Origin of the sequence: Pseudoalteromonas sp. (genome assembly GCF_041613455.1) — a bacterium.
Lineage (GTDB): Bacteria > Pseudomonadota > Gammaproteobacteria > Enterobacterales > Alteromonadaceae > Pseudoalteromonas.
This window is the reverse complement of sequence record NZ_JBFJHD010000323.1, coordinates 1-2,486: the sequence shown is the minus strand read 5'-3', so window position 1 is coordinate 2,486 and position 2,486 is coordinate 1. Positions and strand designations below refer to the sequence as shown.

Annotated in this window: 3 protein-coding genes; 2 read left to right on the top strand and 1 reads right to left on the bottom strand. The window is 46.1% G+C overall.

What is annotated here, in order from left to right; translation table 11 throughout:
* Positions 1-69 precede the first annotated feature (69 nt).
* Entirely contained in the window at positions 70-666 is a 597-nt protein-coding gene (locus ABYB02_RS16590) for a DNA-3-methyladenine glycosylase I (protein ID WP_372763475.1), read from the bottom strand.
* Positions 667-811: 145 nt separating this feature from the next.
* On the opposite strand from ABYB02_RS16590, the gene ABYB02_RS16585 reads away from it, so the two are divergent.
* The gene (locus tag ABYB02_RS16585; protein ID WP_372763474.1) at positions 812-1,909 is read left to right on the top strand and encodes a PAS domain-containing sensor histidine kinase; all 1,098 of its coding nucleotides are present in this window, start codon (positions 812-814) and stop codon (positions 1,907-1,909) included.
* A gap of 11 nt (positions 1,910-1,920) precedes the next feature.
* Positions 1,921-2,486, top strand: a 566-nt coding sequence (locus ABYB02_RS16580) for a sigma-54-dependent transcriptional regulator (protein WP_372763473.1), incomplete at its 3' end; no start/stop codon positions are given.

Here is a 2,486-nt window from a genome sequence, read left to right as displayed (position 1 = left end):
TAGCACCTAGCACCTAGCACCTAGCACCTAGCACCTAGCACCTAGCACCTAGCACCTAGCACCTAACACCTAACACCTAGCCCCTAGCTTTTTAACTTCTTCTTTTCGAAAGCAGCTATTACTGTGGTCGTTAACCATGCCACAGGCTTGCATGTGGGCGTATACGGTGGTGGGGCCTAAAAACTTAAAACCGCGCTGTTTTAAATCTTTTGCAAATGCGTTCGCTATTTCGCTCGTGGCAGGGTAGTCCTCCAGCTTATTCAAATTACTAACTAAAGGCTCATTATTAACAAATCGCCATTGATACGCGCTAAAGCTGCCAAACTCGTGCTGTATTTTAATAAAGCACTGTGCGTTATTAATGGTGGCTGCAATTTTTAACCGGTTACGCACAATACTCGCATCAAGCATTAAGCGCTCAATATCTTGTTGGGTAAACGCGGCGACTGTATGCACGTCAAAATCGGCAAAAGCTTTTTTATAACCCGCTCGCTTTTTTAAAATAGTGTACCAACTTAAACCGGCTTGCGCCGATTCTAAGGTTAAAAACTCAAACAGGGTCTTATCATCATATACCGGCACTCCCCACTCGTTATCGTGATAGTCAACGTAGTCGGGTTTACTGGTGTCTAGCCATGGGCAGCGACACAATGTTTGCTGAGTCATAATTGCTCCTTATTGTTATTGTTTTATAAGCGCGTCATTTTTACGACGCCAGTTTTAAACCGCTAAGCTAATGATATTTCAAGTGATAAATAGTGGTACGAATCGTGCATTTACTCCGCTATGTAGATTAATTAGAGAGTTAATTATGGCACTTGCTAGTGTGTTAAAACCACAGTTTATTACTGCAAATCAGTATAACCCATGTTTACTACAAGAAGAGTATGTTGGGGAATTAAGTGATCTGCGTAAGCAGGCTAGTTGGCTTACGCACTTAGTCGATACTATGCCAGCGGGCGTCATTGTGCTGGATGGCAGCGGAATGATCGCTAAAGTAAATCAATTGGCGATTGATATGCTGGGCGAGCCACTTGAAGGTGAAAAGTGGTTTAGTGTTATTCAGCGTTCTTTTCGACCACAGCAAGATGACGGCCACGAAGTGTCGTTAAAAGATGGCCGCTTAATTAAACTCGATATTACTGCCTTGGCGCCCGAGCCCGGTCAGCTAATACTAATGACAGACTTAACCGAAACGCGCCGTTTGCAAAAACGTGTCGCGCATATGCAGCGCTTAAGTGCGCTGGGTAAAATGGTGGCCTCATTGGCGCACCAGGTACGCACGCCCCTTTCGGCGGCGATGCTTTACGCTGCTAATTTAGGCTCTAAACGTTTACCCGAAGCTTCCCGCGATAATTTTCAAACTAAACTGATGTCGCGCCTCAAAGACTTAGAAAACCAAGTGAACGACATGCTGCTGTTTGCAAAAAGTGGCGAACAACATGTGGTAGAACAAGTTTCAATGCAGCAATTGTTAAATGAAGTGAAAACCGGTGCCGACGCCATGGTAACGCTAAATAATAGCGACCTTAGCGTGGTGTTACCCGAGCCCGATATTAGCATTTTAGGCAATAAAACGGCGCTGGCCAGCGCGATTCAAAACCTGATCCACAACAGTATTCAAATTATTGGCAGCAGCGCACAGGTACAAGTGAGTGCCGCGCGCGATGCGTTAAATACCGAGCAGGTACGGATTAGCGTCAGTGATAATGGCCCGGGGGTCGATTTAAGCCAAGCCGATAAATTATTTGAACCCTTTTTTACCACTAAAAGCCAAGGCACAGGCTTAGGACTTGCCGTGGTGAGTGCGGTGGCAAATGCGCATCAAGGGCGAGTAGAAGTAACAAATAATGCCCAAGGCGGCGCCTGTTTTAACTTGCTACTGCCTATTAGTACCGCAGCTAAATGAGAGGAAGCGTTATGAGTAATACTATTTTAGTTGTCGAAGACGATGCAGGACTTCGCGAAGCATTAATTGATACCTTGGCAATGTCGGGTATTGAATGTGTCGCCGCCGACAGTGCCGAGCAGGCCATGTTATTGCTAAAACAAGCCACGTTTTCGTTAGTGGTTAGCGATGTGCAAATGGGCAGCATGAGCGGCCTGGATTTACTGCGCAGTATTAAACTTAATTACCCTGATTTACCGGTATTAATGATGACCGCCTACGCCACCATAGACGATGCGGTAGAGGCAATGCGTTTAGGCGCCATTGATTACATGACCAAACCGTTTGCACCCGAAGTACTGCTTAATATGGTGAGCCGTTATTTACCGGAAAAAGCCAAAGATACCGAGGGGCCCATTGTAGCCGATCCAACAAGTGTGCAGTTGTTAGAGCTGGCAAGTCGAGTGGCTAAATCGGATGCCAGCGTCATGGTATTAGGCCCCAGTGGTTCGGGTAAAGAAGTATTAGCCCGTTATATTCATGACAAATCAGCGCGTGCTGAGCAGCCATTTGTGGCGATTAACTGTGCGGCAATTCC

Bases quoted from the DNA above. Each gene is read 5' to 3' on its own strand.
- ABYB02_RS16590 (WP_372763475.1), bottom strand. From the start codon at position 666: ATGACTCAGCAAACATTGTGTCGCTGCCCATGGCTAGACACCAGTAAA.
- ABYB02_RS16585 (WP_372763474.1), top strand. From the start codon at position 812: ATGGCACTTGCTAGTGTGTTAAAACCACAGTTTATTACTGCAAATCAG.